The sequence below is a fragment of the Leisingera sp. ANG-M6 genome, assembly GCF_000813905.1.
Taxonomy (GTDB): Bacteria; Pseudomonadota; Alphaproteobacteria; order Rhodobacterales; family Rhodobacteraceae; genus Leisingera.
Window position 1 is genome coordinate 149,917 of sequence record NZ_JWLG01000011.1, and the last position, 17,011, is coordinate 166,927.

Annotated in this window: 16 protein-coding genes; 8 read left to right on the forward strand and 8 right to left on the reverse strand. The window is 61.2% G+C overall.

Annotation, left to right across the window (positions count from 1 at the left end):
* Positions 1-59: 59 nt before the first annotated feature.
* Together RA24_RS09065 and RA24_RS09070 are read right to left on the reverse strand one after the other, a co-directional pair.
* Positions 60-1,064 carry a GlxA family transcriptional regulator gene (locus RA24_RS09065; RefSeq protein ID WP_019294534.1) on the reverse strand — a complete coding sequence of 335 codons (1,005 nt, stop codon included), beginning with the start codon at positions 1,062-1,064 and terminating at the stop codon, positions 60-62.
* Between the two features lie 106 nt (positions 1,065-1,170).
* Positions 1,171-2,517 carry an NAD(P)-binding domain-containing protein gene (locus RA24_RS09070; RefSeq protein WP_039191111.1) on the reverse strand — a complete coding sequence of 449 codons (1,347 nt, stop codon included), beginning with the start codon at positions 2,515-2,517 and terminating at the stop codon, positions 1,171-1,173.
* Between the two features lie 162 nt (positions 2,518-2,679).
* Here RA24_RS09070 and RA24_RS09075 point away from each other — a divergent pair, with 162 nt between their 5' ends.
* Entirely contained in the window at positions 2,680-3,981 is a 1,302-nt protein-coding gene (locus RA24_RS09075) for an ABC transporter substrate-binding protein (protein ID WP_039172923.1), read from the forward strand.
* 6 nt (positions 3,982-3,987) lie between these two features.
* Here the strand turns inward: RA24_RS09075 and RA24_RS09080 are convergent, their stop codons facing one another.
* Positions 3,988-4,716, reverse strand: coding sequence for a FadR/GntR family transcriptional regulator (locus tag RA24_RS09080; protein WP_019294531.1), 729 nt, complete (start codon positions 4,714-4,716; stop codon positions 3,988-3,990).
* 559 nt (positions 4,717-5,275) lie between these two features.
* Here RA24_RS09080 and RA24_RS09085 point away from each other — a divergent pair.
* On the forward strand, positions 5,276-5,932 hold the full coding sequence (locus RA24_RS09085) for a helix-turn-helix domain-containing protein (protein ID WP_052254252.1): 657 nt from the start codon (positions 5,276-5,278) through the stop codon (positions 5,930-5,932).
* 296 nt (positions 5,933-6,228) lie between these two features.
* Here RA24_RS09085 and RA24_RS09090 read toward each other — a convergent pair whose 3' ends face one another.
* The 4 genes from RA24_RS09090 to RA24_RS09105 all read right to left on the reverse strand — a co-directional run bounded on the left by RA24_RS09090 (position 6,229) and on the right by RA24_RS09105 (position 10,077).
* Positions 6,229-7,275 carry a heme-dependent oxidative N-demethylase family protein gene (locus tag RA24_RS09090; RefSeq protein ID WP_039191113.1) on the reverse strand — a complete coding sequence of 349 codons (1,047 nt, stop codon included), beginning with the start codon at positions 7,273-7,275 and terminating at the stop codon, positions 6,229-6,231.
* 11 nt (positions 7,276-7,286) lie between these two features.
* Complete coding sequence (locus RA24_RS09095) at positions 7,287-8,252, reverse strand: PDR/VanB family oxidoreductase (RefSeq protein ID WP_039191115.1); 966 nt, start codon at positions 8,250-8,252, stop codon at positions 7,287-7,289.
* Positions 8,249-8,860, reverse strand: a complete 612-nt coding sequence (locus RA24_RS09100) for a dimethylamine monooxygenase subunit DmmA family protein (protein WP_019294527.1) — start codon at positions 8,858-8,860, stop codon at positions 8,249-8,251. The genes RA24_RS09095 and RA24_RS09100 overlap by 4 nt, the downstream gene beginning before the upstream one ends.
* Positions 8,861-8,931: 71 nt before the next feature.
* Complete coding sequence (locus tag RA24_RS09105; protein ID WP_039191117.1) at positions 8,932-10,077, reverse strand: aminomethyltransferase family protein; 1,146 nt, start codon at positions 10,075-10,077, stop codon at positions 8,932-8,934.
* A gap of 549 nt (positions 10,078-10,626) precedes the next feature.
* Here RA24_RS09105 and RA24_RS09110 point away from each other — a divergent pair.
* The 6 genes from RA24_RS09110 to glnT all read left to right on the forward strand — a co-directional run bounded on the left by RA24_RS09110 (position 10,627) and on the right by glnT (position 16,699).
* Positions 10,627-12,000, forward strand: a complete 1,374-nt coding sequence (locus RA24_RS09110; RefSeq protein WP_029204636.1) for an ammonium transporter — start codon at positions 10,627-10,629, stop codon at positions 11,998-12,000.
* Between the two features lie 11 nt (positions 12,001-12,011).
* Positions 12,012-12,227, forward strand: coding sequence for a hypothetical protein (locus RA24_RS09115; protein ID WP_019294524.1), 216 nt, complete (start codon positions 12,012-12,014; stop codon positions 12,225-12,227).
* A gap of 132 nt (positions 12,228-12,359) precedes the next feature.
* Complete coding sequence (locus RA24_RS09120) at positions 12,360-13,256, forward strand: class II glutamine amidotransferase (protein ID WP_019294523.1); 897 nt, start codon at positions 12,360-12,362, stop codon at positions 13,254-13,256.
* 1 nt (position 13,257) lies between these two features.
* Positions 13,258-13,941, forward strand: a complete 684-nt coding sequence (locus RA24_RS09125; RefSeq protein ID WP_019294522.1) for a GltB/FmdC/FwdC-like GXGXG domain-containing protein — start codon at positions 13,258-13,260, stop codon at positions 13,939-13,941.
* Between the two features lie 18 nt (positions 13,942-13,959).
* Positions 13,960-15,291, forward strand: a complete 1,332-nt coding sequence (locus tag RA24_RS09130; RefSeq protein WP_019294521.1) for an FMN-binding glutamate synthase family protein — start codon at positions 13,960-13,962, stop codon at positions 15,289-15,291.
* A gap of 76 nt (positions 15,292-15,367) precedes the next feature.
* Positions 15,368-16,699 (forward strand): type III glutamate--ammonia ligase, encoded by a 1,332-nt coding sequence (gene glnT, locus RA24_RS09135; RefSeq protein ID WP_039191119.1) that lies wholly within the window; start codon positions 15,368-15,370, stop codon positions 16,697-16,699.
* Positions 16,700-16,829: 130 nt separating this feature from the next.
* Here the strand turns inward: glnT and RA24_RS22645 are convergent.
* A partial coding sequence (locus RA24_RS22645) for a hypothetical protein (protein ID WP_206540043.1) occupies positions 16,830-17,011 on the reverse strand: 182 nt, incomplete at its 5' end.

The window sequence follows — 17,011 nt, forward strand, 5'->3', positions numbered from 1 at the left end:
GGTGGTTTCCAAAGAAAGCCACCGGCCTTTTTGTGTCTGGTCTTTGCTGCCTGGGAGGGTCAGGCCGAAGGGATGGGCCTGTTGTCCTGGACCCTGAACAGGTTCACCTTGCGGCGTTCCTCCTGTGGGGTGACGCCGAAGCTTTCGCGGTAGTGCTGCGACAGGGTGGAGGAGGTGGCATAGCCCACCGCATTGGCGATCGAGGTGATCGAGTCGCGGGAATACATCACCAGCTGCCGTGCCGCGTTCATCCGCAGGGTGCGGTAATAGATGGCCGGGCTCTGGCCGGTGGCGGCCTTGAAGCTGCGCTCCAGCTGGCGCGGCGAAACGCCGATTTCGCTGGCGGCATCACGGATTGAGACCGGGTGCTCCAGATTGTCGGCAAACAGCTCAACCGCCTTGGCAACCGGCGGCGGCAGGCTGTCGGCGGTGCTGTCGGTCTTGAAGGCGGGGATTTTCTGACGCACGCCCTCGGCCCGGACCATCGGGTGCTGGAACCAGCAGGCGACCTCTGTCATCACGGCGTCGCCCATGGCGCGCTCGATCAGTTTCAGCGACAGGTCGAACATCGCCGCGGCGCCGCTGGCGGTGAACCGGCGGCGGTCCAGCACGATCACGTCATCGACGGTGGCGAGAGACGGGAATTCGGCAGTGAAGGCTGCCTTGTAGCACCAGTGGACCGAACAGCTGTGGCCGTCGAGCAGGCCGGAGCGGGCCAGCGGGAACACGCCGCCGGAGACTGCACCCATGGTGGTGCCGTGCCGGGCCAAGTGGCGCAGCTTGCCGTTGGAGGCCTTGGGGTCCTCAAATTTGCCTTGCGGGCTGGACAAGAGGAACAGGGTGTCGACGCCGTCGGCCTCATCCAGGGCGCAGTCGGGCTGGAAGGCCACATTGGCGGAGGCGTTCACGCTGCTGCCGGTTTCGGACACCAGTTTCCATCGGAAGGTTTCAGAGCCGGCAATTTCATTTGCCGCGCGCAGGGGTTCGATGGCCGAGGTCAGGCAGGCCATTGGAAAGCCGGGAAAAATCAGAAAGCCGAGTGTCATGGTGTTATCGCGCTGCATGAGGTGAATAATAGCTTGCGAAGAGAGATTCGCACAGCGGCGAAGGGATGCCTGCGCCGTACAGGAAGGGGAAAACGGCGCAGGCGTATCTGCCGGGGACGAGTCCCTAGTTCTGCAGATATGCTTCCAGCGAGTCGTCCAGGGCGTCCTTCCACGGGGTGTGGTGCACGGGTGCCATGGTGCCGGTGATCACTGATTTGTAGGAGTTGTTGCGGAAGGCCATGATGTCCTGGGCCTTGTGGCCTTTCCACTCATAGAAGGCCTGGCAGGCGCCCGCCACGTCGAAGGTCGGGTAGTCGGTCTCCTCGATCAGTTCCAGCACGTAGTCGCCCTGGTACTTGATCGCGTATTTGACGTCGTCTGAGGCTTCCTCACGCTCTTCGCGCTCCTTGACGTCGGCCAGAAGGGTTTCCTTGTCCGCCGGAATCTGGATCTTGCCCATGATCGCGTCGCGGACCCACCAGGCCTGGGCGTCGAACATGTTGAAGGTGAACCACTGATCCTGCATGCCCAGATAGAACATCTTGGGGTTATGGGCAAAGACCACGCCTTTGTAGAGGTCGGCGGTGGCCAGGCGATTGGCGGTTTTCAGGCGCAGGTCGTCCGGCAGGAAGTTGAAGAAGTGCTTGTAGCCGGTGCAGAGGATGATCGCATCGACTTCCTTCTCGGTGCCGTCAACGAAGGTGGCAGTGTTGCCGGACACCGATTCCAGCGCCGGAACCTCGTCCCAGTTGTCCGGCCATTTGAAGCCCATCGGTGCTGAGCGGTAGGAGGTGGTGATCGACTTGGCGCCGTATTTCCAGCACTGGGAGCCGATGTCTTCGGCAGAATAGGAAGAGCCCAAAAGCAGGATGTCCTTGCCTGCAAATTCGCGGGCATCACGGAAGTCGTGGGCGTGCAGGACGCGGCCGTTGAAGGTGTCGAAACCAGGGTAGAACGGCACATTCGGGGTTGAGAAGTGGCCCGAGGCGCAGATCACGTGATCGAAGTCTTCCTTGTAGGTGCTGTCCTTGGCGTGGTCATGCACGGTGACGGTGAAATTGCCCTTGTCCTCGTTGTATTCGACCCAGCGGATCGGGGAGTTGAAGCGGATCCACTTGCGCACATCCGCCTTTTTCACCCGGCCTTCGATGTAGTCGAACAGCACGGCGCGCGGCGGGTAGGAGGCGATCTGTTTGCCGAAATGCTCTTCGAATGAATAGTCGGCAAACTCCAGGCCTTCCTTGGGCCCGTTGGACCACAGGTAGCGGTACATAGAGCAGTGCACCGGCTCGCCGTTTTCGTCCAGGCCGGTACGCCAAGTGTAGTTCCACAGGCCGCCCCAGTCGTCCTGCTTTTCAAAACAGACGATTTCCGGGATCTCCTCGCCCTTGTTGGCCGCGGACTGGAAGGCGCGCAGCTGGGCCAGGCCTGAAGGGCCGGCGCCAATGATGGCAATACGTTTCTTGGTCATCTGGTTCTCCCGTTGGTTCGGACCAATATCTTAATTTGGCTCATTTGGTCTGGTCCAATTAGGTCCAAACTTGCACCAATAAGTCAACATTTTTTCACATGCGGAATGTTTTTGGGCGCAATTGGACTGGAAACGCGTTGTTTTCTTGGTAGGATTTCAAATATGAAGACGACCAGTTTTGTGCACCAGTTGACCGCCCGCGCGGCGTTGCCGCGGCTGTCCGTGGGGATGGCAGAATCAGTGAATATCGGGTTCCTTGGCCCGCTTTCGGGTCCTGTGGAGAGCTGGGGGCTGCCCGGATTGAACGGCTGCCGGATCTGGGAGGACGGGCTGAACAAGGCCGGCGGGGTGCTGATCGGCGGCCGCCGCTATCCGATCCGGATCCACTCATACGATTGCGGCTACGACCCTGAACGCGCGCTGGAAGGTGCGGTTGAACTGGTTCAGCAGCACAACGTGAAGCTGATGCTGATGCTGGGCGGTGATACCTTTGCGCCGGTGCGCGACTTCCTGATGCGCAACAAGGTGCTGACGTCCACGCTGCTGCCCAGCGACCTGTCGCCGGACACGCCCTATTTGATTGCGCCAAGCGAGGCGCACCCGATTCAGAATGTGACCGGGGTGTCCTGGCTGGCGGAAAACCGGCCGGAGCTGAAAACGGTGGCCCTGTGCAGCCAGTTCGATCTTCTGGGGCTGCCTTCGCAAGCTGTATACCGGGCGGCGTTCAAGGCGGCGGACAAGGAGATCCTGCACGAGGTGCAGTATGATCCCGGTTCCAGTGATCCGGCGCCGGTGGTGGATCCGATGCTGGAAAGCGGCGCCGATATCCTGTGCTGGTGCTCGTCTTATGCGCCGATGGTGCACGCAATGACCGAATATGCCCATTCCAAAGGCTTCAAAGGGCAGATCATCAGTTGCACCATGGACGGTTATGACCGGCTGGTGGAGCGGACCTCGCCGGACTTCATGGAGGGGGTGGTGTTCCAGTTTCCGGATTTTGATGATCCGATGCTTCGGGAAAAGGCGTTTTTCTTCAACCGGCCGCATGTGTTCTATGAGGAGTACAACCGGCGTTTCCCGGGCAGCTGGTCTGCGGTGAGCTGGGAATATGTGGCGATCCTGGATATCTGGCACAGCGCGGTGGAGAAGGCGGGATCGGTCGCGCCGCCCTCGGTGCTGGCAGCAATGAAACAGCTGGGCCATGTCACCCACGCCTTTGGCCACGCGGAATGGTGGGGTGAAGAAATATTCGGTATTTCCAATGCCTTGGTGGGCGATTGGCCGGTGGTGACGATCCAGGACGGCAAGGCGCGGATTGCGGATTTCAAGTCGATCCCCGCCTGGCTGGCGCAGCATTCAGGTCTGCTGAAATCAGAGATGGAAGCGCTGGGGCAGCTATGGCACCAGCGGCTGGAAAGCGATGCGCCGGGCAGCGAGGTCAGCTCGCGTGCGGTGGAGGGCTGAGCGGGATCAGACCTCCTGCAGCAGCAGCTTCTGCTCGTCGATAAGGTGCAGCTTGATGAATTCCACCGCCGATTCCACATCGCGCGAGGCGATGGCGTTGAACAGCGTGTTGTAGCGCTTTTGGTAGTCCTGAATCCGCTGCGGCGTCAGGTGGCGGCGGCGCAGCGCAGTGCGGTAGGACAGGCGGCAGGCCTCGATCGTCAGCTCGTAGCAGGAGTGCAGCAGCGGGTTGCCGGTGCCTTCGGCGATTTTGCGGTAGAGATCCTCCTCCGCATCGATGAATTCACCTGGGTCAGTGCGCACGGCTTCGACACGGGACAGGATCTGATCCAGCTCCTCGATCTGGCGCGGGGTCATGTTGATCACTGCCAGCCGCACCAGTTCCGGCTCCAGAATGCCGCGCACCACAAGATGGTCGAGCGGTGAAACCTCGTTGGCCAGCGAGCTATAGGAGGTGGCTTCCGGCTTGGGGTCGGAGCGGTATTTCACAAAGCTGCCGGAGCCGGCCCGGCGGTGGATCACGTTCTGGGTGGCCAGAACATCCAGCGCCTCCCGCACGGTGTTGCGGGCGACGCCCAGTTCGGACGCCAGTGTGCGTTCCGAGGGCAGCCGGGTGTCCACCGGGTAGGTGCCGGATTTGATCCGGGCAAACAGCGTGTCGATCACCACCTGCACCGTGGCGCCGACGGAATGGGTGGTCAGAATTTGCGAAGTGGTTTCTTCCGCTGAGCTCATGGTCTGTCTTTTCCGGGCCGTGTGAGCGGGAAACCCTGCTCCTGAGTGCTGTGCGCTCGCTGCTTATGCCAGTGTGGGTGGCGGTGTTGCAGGTGTTTTCACAGCGGTGATTGGGTCTCAGATTAGCGGTTCCGCTGCTAGTCAGCAAGGACAGCTCTGCGAATTGGTTCTGTGTTGTGGTGTTTTCACAGGTTTAGACGGGCGGCGCTATCTATCTGTTTTTCTGCCATTTTTAGGTCGCAGAGCGAAGTCACTGTCTGGAGGGCCGCAAAATTGGTGCCTTTTTGGTCTGGAGGCCGCAAGCGCGAACCGGGCCTGTCTTCTGGCGGCGGTGGCCCTGTGTCCCTGCCGGCTTGATTTTCAGGTCACGCCGGATGCCGCCCTTCGGTAGGCGGGCGCAGCGCCGCGGCAACAAATTTCTTTCCTGTGGCGGTAAGGGGTTGGGAAAAATGAGTAATGGCAGTAAAATAATTTTCGCAGCATTCCTTGCGTTTGGGAAAGTTTTTACATATCGGCTGCTGCGCGCTTGTCAGAGGCCATCCATAAGGAAGATAACACAGTGGCTAAACTCAAAGATGATAGTGACGCAGTGGCAAATAACCTTTCCCAAGACCCGCACCGGGTCCGTGATGGTGCAGAAAAAGTTCTGGAAGTGGCGATTGGCCGCGAGGTGCGGTCGTTCCGGCGGCAGCAAGGGATCACAGTGGCGGATCTGGCCAATCTGACCGGGCTGTCAATCGGGATGCTGTCGAAGATCGAGAACGGCAACACCTCGCCTTCGCTTACCACTTTGCAGCTTCTGGCCAATGCGCTGAGCGTGCCGATCACGTCGTTTTTCCGGCGGTTTGAGGAAAGCCGCGAGGCGGTGCATACCAAGTCCGGTGAAGGCGCGGAGACCGAGCGCGCGGGCACACGGGCCGGGCATCAGTACCAGCTGCTGGGGCATCTGGGTGCCAATGCATCCGGTGTGATGGTGGAGCCTTACATGATCACTCTGACCGAGGAGTCGGATGTGTTTCCGACCTTCCAGCATGACGGTGTGGAGATGCTTTATATGCTGGAAGGCGAGGTGGACTACCGGCATGGCGACAAGGTGTTCCCGCTGAAGCCGGGCGATACGCTGTTCTTTGATGCGGATGCGCCGCACGGGCCGGAGCAGTTGGTCAAGCTGCCGGCCCGTTACCTGTCGATCATTTCCTACCCGCAATCGAGCTGACGCGCACCGGCGGCACTCCCGCTGGTTCCGCGGCATCAGAAGATGCCCCTCACCGTTGGGTCTGGCGCCGCGTAATGCGCGGCGCCTATGCGTTCTGCAGTGGCCTTGCTGGACGCCGCCCGCAGCGCGTGCTGCCCGGCCCAACGCCGTGCGGGGCGCAGGTGCAGCCTGCAGCTGGATGCGGGGGCGGGAGCGCGTCGGCCGAAAAAAAGAAACTGCCGGAGCCAGAGGCAACGGCAGTCAGTGAAGCGGGCCTAAGTGACAGGGGTAGGGACGGCCCGCAAGTCCGCTCGGGATCAGTCGTCGTCGGGCCAGATGCCGTCCGAGGTCGGGGTGCCGTCATCAAACTGCGAGAGCCATTCCACCATCAGCGGGCGGTTGTCGATGAAGCCCTTGTAGGTTGCCAGCTCGTCCGGCAGGTCGCGGATCACCCTGTGCAGGCGGCGCGCCCATTTCGGCACTGTTACCAGATCGTTGAAGCTGATCAGGTAGCAGCGGATCGGGAACACCAGCGCGTTGGAGCGCGGCAGGCGGAAGAAGGTCTGCAGCTCGACCCGCAAGTGCTGTTTCTCGCCGATGTTCTCCATCGTCAGCCCCTGCTTCATCACGCCCCATTTGTGGTAGTTCTCGGGGCTGGTGTCGAGCAACGGGTTGACGGTCATGGTCCAGTTCAGGCGGCGGGCGGGCTGGCCCTGCTGGATGTTCAGCAGGAACTTCAGCGCCCGCACGAAGATGCCCATCTCATGCGCCTTCGGCACCGGCGCGTGCCATTCAAAGAAGTTCATGCCGATATCGAAATCCAGCGACCAGTCGGCCTGGGTGGTGACCATGCCGGCATCCATCCACAGGTTGTCGTCGCGCTGGTCGAGGACCGCAAAGTCACCCTGGGTCTGGCGGGTAATGTATTCCATTGGGCCGTAGGGCAATGTGCTTTCATCGAGGAAGGTGAAGGTGTCGTCGATGCCCAGCGGCTTGTTGATCCAGCGCCAGCGGTTGCCGTCCTTGTGCAGCTCAAACAGGTCCGGGTATTCGGCTGCCTTGGCTTCCATGATCAGCTCGACCAGATCCCAGCCCGCAAGAGTCATATGCGGCAGCGACTGGCAGCGCAGCGGGTCGTTTGCCAGCACCCGGGCGCGGTCCTTCATTTCGGAGACATAATGCTCGTCCACGTCGAAGGTGCGTTCAAACACCGAGCCGGGCCGATAGGATTTATGCGGCTCCATGTTCACGGAGTACATGTAGCTGTCTTCGTGGAACGGGAAGGGGAAGCGCTTGATCGCCCAGTCCGAGTTCTTAAAGGTGAAGTCGCCGTGGAAGGTTTCGTCGTTGAATTGGATAGTCATCTTTCTCTCCCTCAGCGGTCCAGAACCAGTGTCTTGCCTTCAAAGCGCGACACGCAGGGCATGATGTGTTTGCCGCCGGCTTTTTGCTCGTCGGTCAGCCAGTGGTCGTAGTGCAGAAACTTGCCGTCGTAGCCGATGACATTGGTTTCGCACTGCCCGCAGGCGCCGCCGCGGCAGAGGTAAGGCGCATCGATGCCGGCCGCTTCCAGCGCCTCCAGCAAGGACTGATGTTCGCCGACCTGAACGATCTTGTTCGACACCGCGCATTTCACCTCAAAAGGTTTGCCCGATGCAGGCGCCAGGAATTCCTCGGAATGCACCGCCTCACGCGGCCAGCCCATGTCCTCTGCGGTGGAATGCACCCAGTTGATCATGCCCTTGGGGCCGCAGACGTAGACATGGGTGCCGAGCGGCTGGTTGGCGAGCAGGGTCTTGAGGTCGATCGCCTCTTTCTGGTCGTCATGGTAGATGTGCACCTTGCCCGGGTAGCGCTCGGACAGTTCGTTGGCATAGGTGCCGAGCGAGGCTGTGCGGACCGAATAGTGCAGTTCGAAATTGCCGCCCATCATCGACAGCTGATGCATCTGCGCCATGAAGGGGGTGATGCCGATGCCGCCGGCCAGCATCAGGTGCTTCTTGGCCCGCAGGTCCAGCGAGAACAGGTTGACGGGGTTGGAGATCACCATCTCCATGCCCTCTTTCACCTGGGAATGCATGAATTTGGAGCCGCCGCGGCCCTGGTCGTCGCGGCGCACAGAAATTGTATAGGCGCCGCGGTCGGCCGGGTTGGACATCAGCGAGTAGGCGTTCAGGCGGGTGATATCGCCGTCCTGCATCTCGACCACGGTATGCGCGCCGCCCGAGAAGGTGGGCAGGTCGCCGCCGCCGGTGCGGACGAATTTGAAACGGGTGACCAGGTCGTTGATCGGTTTGACCTCGGCCACGGTGACATTCAGTTTTGCGGTGCCAGCACTCATTTGAACAGCTCCACTTTCTCGGGGATGTTGCCCGGATCCTCGGCATCCACCCGCACACCCTGAAAGGCGGCGAGGCGGCGCGAATAGTGATCGCGCACGAACAGGCTGAGGCCGCAGTGACTGCATTCGAACGGGTCGGTGGTGACGTCCTCGGTGATGCCCTTGCAGTGCACGCATTGCATGCGCCGCGCGGTGGAGCCGCGGTGTTCAGTCTGGATGGCGGTGTGCGGAATGCCAGCGGCTGTGGCCTCGGCCATGGCCTGGCCCATCAGGCTTTCGGTGCCTGAGAGGTAGACCTGCGTGCCCATGTGGCAGTCCTGCAAGGCGCGGCGGATGCGGCTCTGTGCGGCTTCGTAAGACGGGCCTGCGTAATATTTGCCGGCCCCCAGTGCCTCCAGCTGGCTGCTGTATTTGGTGCCGGTCTTCTTGGGGATGTAGATGATATGGGCCTTGGCCCAGAAGTCCGCGTCTGCGGAATTGGCCAGATCCAGGATCGCCTCGGCGCCTTCGGCGTCGGCGATCATCAGGTGGCCGCTGCCGGAGCGGGCCTCAAGCTCGCCGTAAACCGGGCGGCTGGTGATGGAAGGGGGGAATTCGGTCTTAGACATGTGGGTCGCTTTTCCTGCAGTCCGGGTGAACGAAAGCGGGCGCCCCCGAACGGGGACGCCCGGGATCCGGATCAGCCCTTTGCGGTGCGGATCGATTTGTCCTTGTCGTAGAAGGGCATCTCTTCGGCGGTGGCGGCAATCTCTGTGCCGTCGCCGTTGCGGACGGTCAGCTTGGTGCCCGGCTTGGCGCAGGCGACCGGCATCCGGGCGATGCCCACGTTGTGGTTGTTCACCTCGGAGTACATGCCGTAGGTGACCACGCCGACCTTCTCGCCGTTCTGCAAGAGATCCGCGCCTTCGTCCGCGGGAGTCTTGCCCTCCAGCATGACGCCGTAGATCTTGAAGCGTTCCTTGCCTTCGGCGGCATAGTGGTTTTCGGCACCGATAAAGCCGGTCTTGCCCGGGGAAACGGTGAACTCGAGGCCCAGTTCCCACAGCGTATCGCCGCAGGGCTCATCGTCGAACGGGTAGGTCTCAGAGTTGTCGCCTGGGTAGAACAGAAGGTAGCTTTCGGTGCGCAGCAGGTCGAGGGTGGAGAATTGCACCGGAACGATGCCTAGCCCCGCGCCCTTGTCCAGGATGCTGTCCCAGAGGTGCACCGCGTCTTTGGCCTGGCAGAAGATCTCATAGCCGCGCTCGCCGGTATAGCCGGTGCGCGAGATCATCACCGGGCAGCCGAAGAGCTTGGTCTGGATGATGCCGAAATAAGCCAGATCGCGGATGCCGGGCACATATTCGGCCAGAAAGTCCACGGCGACAGGGCCTTGCAGAGACATGTCGTGCAGGTTGTCGTCGAACACAACCGAGCAATTCTTGCCGGCGGCAACGCTGCTGAGCTGTTCCATTCCGGTGCCGGTGCCGTGGACCACCATCCAGCTGTTCACCGACAGGCGGTAGATGATGCAGTCATCCACGAACTTGCCCTGTTCATTCAGGATCGAGGCATAGGTGGAGCGGCCCGGCATGATCTTTTCGACGTTGCGGGTGGTGACCCGGTCGATGACCTGGGCAGCGTGCTCGCCCACGACGTGGACTTTCTTGAGGCCGGACACGTCCATGAGGCCCGCCTTGGTGCGGACCGCCTCATAGTCGGCCTTGGCGCGCTCGGGGGTGTGGTCATAGAACCAGGCGGTTCCCATGCCATTCCAATCTTCCAGCTCGCCGCCGATTTCCTTGTGGCGCTGGGCCAGTGCTGAAGTCCGCCAGATGATGGCCATTTTTTGCGTCTCCCTATTGGTGCGGACCAAAACTCTTGATTTGGTTCCTTTGGTCCGGTCCAGTTAGCCAAGGGAGGAGGGTTCATGTCAACGATTATTCCTAACAGGAAAAAGATTTCTCTTAAAAGGCGGTTTTTGAACGTGTTTGCGGCATGAATTGGCCTGAAACGGTCTTTTTGGTCTTCGGCTTGGGGTTGCGGCGGGCCTTTGGCGGCCCGCTGAGAGTGAGAATCGCTGTGCGGCTGTGCCGGAGATTCGCGTGATTCCGTCGCAAATTGACGATGCGCCCTTGGATTGGATGGCCCTTCCTTCCGCGGTCTCCTGCCTGAAACTGTTGCGCTGCGGCAGATGTTTAGCCCTTGAAAGTCCAAGGCTTAGGGGTCGCATCGGGAGTGGTAAGTGCCGTTTCTTGGTTGCAATGATTTCCCCAAAGGTAACAATTTTTCACATGATTATTGACAGCTCGCCCCCCTGAGACCCAATAATATAGGAAAATAATTTTCCCAAGAGGCAAAAAGCCCGGGATACTGCCAACAGGAGGGCAAAACATTGGATGGAAATCTGAACGCGTTAACGACGGTGTTCACCGAGTTCTATTACTGGGTGACCGTTGTCTTCATGTTCCTCATTCACGTGGGGTTCTGCATGTATGAGGTCGGCGCCAGCCGTCACCGCAACCACATGCATACACTGATGAAGAACATCATGATCATTCCGCTGGTCACGGTGACCTTCTTTTTCTTCGGCTGGTGGATCTACTGGTCCTTCCCGAACTTCCCGTTCTTCGGCGGGCTGAATCATGATGCGGGGGCTGCGAACCTGCCGTGGTCGGAAAACATGGGCACCAACCTGTCGGACCGGATCACCGGTGTGTTCTGGGCAGCGTTCCTGCTGTTCTCCTGGACCGCGGCCTCGATCGTGTCCGGTGCGGTCATTGAGCGGATCCGCTCTTCCGCTCTGTGGGTGCATGCCGTCATGATCGGTTCGGTGTTCTGGATCATCGACGCGGCCTGGGGCTGGCACGCCGAGGGCTGGATGGTGAAGTACCTGGGCTACCATGATGCCTATGCCTCCGGCGTGATCCACGCGATTGCCGGCGGTTATGCGCTGGGTGTCATTATGGTGCTTGGCCCGCGTCTGGGCAAGTTTGCCGCCGATGGCACTCCGCGGGACATCCCGCCGCATAACCCCTGGATGCTGACCATCGGGATCTTCCTGATCTATTCGGGTTTCTGGGGTTTTTACGCAGCCTGCAACATCCCGGCGATCTCGCCTGAGGGCATTGGCGGCCTGCTGACTGGCGAGACCTGGACAGCCACCAATATCTACCTGGCGCCGACCTCGCTGTCCGCAATCACCTTCAACTTCCTGATGTCGCTGTCCGGCGGCCTGATGGCAGCCTATGTGGTGTCCAAGGGCGATGCATTCTGGACCTTCTCTGGCGGTCTGGCGGGCATCATCACCGCCTCTGCGGGCAACGACCTGTACCACCCGATCCAGGCGATGCTGGTCGGCGCGGTTGGTGTCGTCATTGTTTACAAGCTGCACTACTGGGTCGAGCGTACTTTCAAAATCGACGATGCGGTCGGTGCGGTTGCGGTGCACGGTTATTCCGGCATCGTGGGCCTGATCATCGCAGGCTTCCTGCTGTGGGGCGCGCCGAGCTCGCCGTATGAAGGCTATGCCACCGTCAACCCGGTTGGTCAGACCATCGGCGCGGTGATCATGTTCTTCGTGCTCGGTTTCCTGCCTGCCTTTGTGATCTCCAAGATGCAGGCCGCGGCCGGCGTGCTGCGGATCCCGCTGGAGGTCGAACTGCAAGGTCTCGATTACGCTGAACACCATGCCTACGAAGATGCCAAAGCCGAAATCATCGCTGCTGACAAGGCTGCGCTGAATGGCGGCACTGTCCCAGCTGAATAAGGAGAACTGGAATGTCTACGATCGGTTATGACAGCTGGGCGGTGGACCTGGCAGAGGTTGGAGCGGTCTATCCGTTCCAGGGATCAGAAGGCCTGATGGTTGTTCTGGGGGTAATCTTCTGGATCGGCTGGCACAGGATCCAGTTTGTCCGCGAAGGCGCCCATCTCGATAAGGCTAAAGAGATGGGAGACAAGGAGAAAATAAGCGCTCTGCTCGAAAAATACTGATGTGGAGACCTGCAAAGGCGCGCCAGGACGGCGCGCCTTTCTTCCTTCTAAGGAAAATAAGTTTCATAAGAGTTGAATGAGTGAACGCAAACTGCTAGCGTTGATTCGAGATGAAAAGCAGGAGGCGCACCCATGTGCGGGATTGTCGGTCTTTTTCTGAAAGACAAATCACTAGAGCCAAAACTGGGCGATATGCTCACCGATATGCTCATCACCATGACGGACCGCGGTCCCGACAGTGCGGGCATTGCAATCTACGGATCCGAGGCGGGCGGGCGTACCAAGCTGACCGTTCAGTCGGACGCACCTGACGAGGCCTTTGACGGGCTGGACGGGGCGCTGGCCGAGGCGCTGAGCACCGATGTGTCGATCCGGGTCATCGATACCCACGCGGTGCTGGATGTGCCCGCGGGCAAGAGCGAGGAGGCCCGCGCTGCGCTGGCTGAGCTGCGCCCCGGCATGCGTGTCATGAGCGCGGGCGACACCATCGAGATCTACAAGGAAGTGGGTCTGCCCGAGAAGGTTGCCGAGCGTTTCAACGTGCGCGGCATGAGCGGTACCCACGGTATCGGCCACACTCGTATGGCCACCGAATCCGCCGTGACCACTGAGGGCGCACACCCGTTCTCCACCGGCTCGGACCAGTGCCTGGTGCACAACGGCTCACTGTCGAACCACAACTCCCTGCGCCGCAAGCTGCAGCGCGACGGTGTGCGGATCGAAAGCCAGAACGACACCGAAGTGGGTGCGGCTTACCTGACCTGGAAGATGCAGCACGGCGCCACCCTTGGCGAAGCGCTGGAGGGCACGCTGGAGGACCTGGACGGTTTCTTCAACTTTGTCGTCGGCACCAAGGACGGTTTTGGCGTGGTCCGCGACCCGATCGCCTGCAAGCCGGCCGTGATGGCAGAGACCGACCAGTATGTGGCCTTCGGTTCCGAATACCGCGCGCTGGTGAACCTGCCGGGCATCGAAGACGCCCGCGTCTGGGAGCCTGAACCCGCAACCGTTTACTTCTGGAACCACTAAGATGCAGACATATGATCTTGAAGCAAATGGCCTGCGCGGTCTGAACTCGGCCCTGCAGGAACTGAACGGCAGCTCCAACAAGACTGCCTGGGAAATCGTCAACCCCAAGGGCAGCCATGCGATTGCCGTTGGTCTGAACTCGCCTGTCGAGGTGACCGTCAAGGGCTCCACCGGGTACTACTGCGCCGGCATGAACCAGCAGGCGACGGTCCGGGTCGAGGGTTCGGTCGGGCCCGGTGTGGCGGAAAACATGATGTCCGGCACCGTGATCGTCGAGGGTGACGCCAGCCAGTATGCCGGGGCCACCGGCCACGGCGGCCTCCTGGTGATCAAGGGTAATGCCTCGTCACGCTGCGGTATCTCAATGAAGGGCATCGACATCGTTGTGCACGGCAACATCGGTCATATGTGCGCCTTCATGGGGCAGGCCGGCAACTTGGTGGTGCTGGGCGATGCCGGCGATGCGCTGGGCGACAGCTGCTACGAGGCGCGTTTCTTTGTGCGCGGCTCGGTCAAGAGCCTGGGTGCGGACTGCATCGAAAAGGAAATGCGCCCCGAGCACATCGAGATCCTGAAGGATCTGCTGGCCCGTGCAGGCGCCGACGCCAAGCCGGAAGAGTTCAAGCGCTACGGCTCCGCCCGCAAGCTCTACAACTTCGACGTCGACAACGCGCAAGCGTACTAAGGACAGGGATCAAAAGACATGGATAGCAATAACATCCCCCGTACGGTCCCGATCCAGTCGGCGACCTTCTCCAACCCCATCAACGCGGAAATACGCCGCGCCTCGGCCACCGGGATCTATGACATCCGCGGCGGCGGCGCCAAGCGGAAGGTGCCGCATTTCGACGACCTGCTGTTCCTTGGCGCCTCGATCTCGCGCTACCCGCTGGAGGGCTACCGCGAGAAATGCGAGACCAAGGTGACGCTGGGCACCCGCTTCGCCAAGAAGCCGATTGAGCTGGATATCCCGATCACCATCGCCGGCATGAGCTTTGGCGCGCTGTCGGGTCCGGCGAAGGAGGCCCTGGGCCGCGGCGCATCGGCTGCGGGCACCTCGACCACCACAGGCGACGGCGGCATGACCCCGGAAGAGCGCGGTCATTCGACCAAGCTGGTCTACCAGTATCTGCCGTCCCGCTACGGCATGAACCCGGACGACCTGCGCAAGGCCGACGCGATTGAAGTTGTGGTCGGCCAAGGCGCCAAGCCGGGCGGCGGCGGTATGCTGCTGGGGCAGAAGATCTCTGACCGGGTTGCGGAAATGCGCACTCTGCCGAAAGGCATCGACCAGCGTTCCGCCTGCCGCCACCCGGACTGGACCGGCCCGGACGATCTGGAGATCAAGATCCTGGAGCTGCGCGAGATCACCGACTGGCAGGTGCCGATCTACATCAAGGTCGGTGGCACACGCCCCTATTACGACACTGCGCTGGCGGTGAAGGCCGGTGCTGACGTTGTGGTGCTGGACGGCATGCAGGGCGGCACCGCTGCCACCCAGGACGTGTTCATCGAACATGTCGGCCTGCCGACGCTCGCCTGTATCCGCCCTGCCGTGCAGGCGCTGCAGGACCTGGGCGTGCACCGCGAGGTTCAGCTGGTGGTCTCCGGCGGCATTCGCACCGGCGCTGATGTGGCCAAGGCGATGGCGTTGGGCGCCGACGCGGTCGCCATCGGCACCGCCGCACTGATCGCGCTGGGTGACAACGATCCGAAATGGGAAAGCGAGTACCAGAAGCTGGGCACCACCACTGGCGCCTATGACGACTGGCACGAGGGCAAGGACCCGGCCGGCATCACCACCCAGGACGCGGAACTGATGAAGCGCCTGGACCCGGTTGATGCGGGCCGCCGCCTGCGCAACTACCTCAAGGTGATGACGCTGGAGGCCCAGACCATTGCCCGCGCCTGCGGCCACAACCACCTGCATAACCTCGAGCCCGAGGATCTGTGCGCCCTGACCATGGAGGCCGCCGCGATGGCGCGGGTGCCGCTGGCCGGCACCGACTGGTACCCGGGCAAAGCAGGGTTCTGACGATTGGCGGGGCGCGGCCGGCAACGGTTCGCGCCCCATTTCCGAAATACGTTCAACAGGGAAAGGAAGTAGGACCATGACCACAGATCTGGCTGCTTTCGCAAAAGAAAAAGGCGTCAAATACTTCATGATCTCCTTCACCGACTTGTTCGGTGGCCAGCGCGCCAAACTGGTGCCGGCGCAGGCGATTGCGGATATGCAGGAAGACGGGGCCGGCTTTGCCGGTTTTGCCACCTGGCTTGACCTCACTCCGGCGCACCCGGACATGCTGGCGGTGCCGGATCCGTCCTCGGTGATCCAGCTGCCGTGGAAGCCGGAGGTCGCCTGGGTGGCGGCTGACTGCGTCATGGAGGGCGAAGACGTGGCCCAGGCGCCGCGCAACGTGCTGCGCCGCCTGATCAAGGAAGCTGCGGACGAAGGGCTGCATGTGAAGACCGGCATCGAGGCCGAGTTCTTCCTGCTTACTCCGGACGGCGAGCAGATTTCCGATCCTCACGATACTGCAGAAAAACCCTGTTACGACCAGCAGGCGATGATGCGCCGCTATGACGTGATCCGCGAGATCTGCGACTACATGCTGGAACTTGGCTGGGGGGCGTATCAGAACGACCACGAGGATGCCAATGGCCAATGGGAGATGAACTGGGACTTCGACGACGCTCTGGCGACCGCTGACAAGCACAGCTTCTTCAAGTTCATGGCAAAATCTGTGGCAGAGAAACACGGCTTCCGTGCCACCTTCATGCCGAAACCCGTCGAAGGTCTCACCGGCAACGGCTGCCACGCCCATATCTCGGTCTGGGATGCGCCGGGCAAAGATTCCCGGGTCAACGTCTTTGCGGGTGAAAAGGGCACAGGCCAGATTGCCGAATTGGGCCTGTCGGAGCAGGGCGGCTGGTTCCTGGGCGGTATTATGAAACACGCCTCCGCCCTGGCGGCGATCACCAACCCGACGGTGAACTCCTACAAGCGCATCAACGCGCCGCGCACGATGTCCGGGGCCACCTGGGCGCCGAACACCGTGACCTGGACCGGCAACAACCGCACCCACATGGTGCGCGTCCCCGGCCCCGGCCGGTTTGAGCTGCGCCTGCCGGACGGGGCGGTGAACCCCTACCTGCTGCAGGCGGTGATCATTGCGGCGGGCCTTTCCGGCGTCCGCTCCAAGGCCGATCCCGGCCCGCGCCACGACATCGACATGTATGCCGAGGGCCACAAGATCACCGATGCGCCGAAACTGCCGCTGAACATGCTGGATGCTCTGCGCTTCTACGACAAGGACGACGGTTTGAAGGCGATGATGGGTGAGGAGTTCTCTGCTGCCTACCTGAAGATGAAGCAGCAGGAGTGGAACTCCTTCGTCAATCACTTCTCCCGCTGGGAGAAGGACAACACGCTGGACATCTAGGCACTGATTCCCCTGTCCGGCTTTCGGGCCGGACTTTGCACGGCCCGGGTTCTGCCCGGGCCCTTTTTGTTTGCGGCAGCGCCTGCCGCATATGCGCCGTTTTCACCCCGGGTGAAAAACCGCCTGTTTCCTATCGGCGGCGGAAATGCGGAAAATGCCCGCTTTTGCACTGAAAACCTGGCAGGAGGGTGTTGACGGTCAGGAAAATAAATTGAGTAATAGGAATATATCTTGCCTCGCACTCAACAAGTGCCGCGGGGAGTGAACCGGAACGGATGGCAGCAGGGAGATGGCCATGAGCTACAAGAGTGA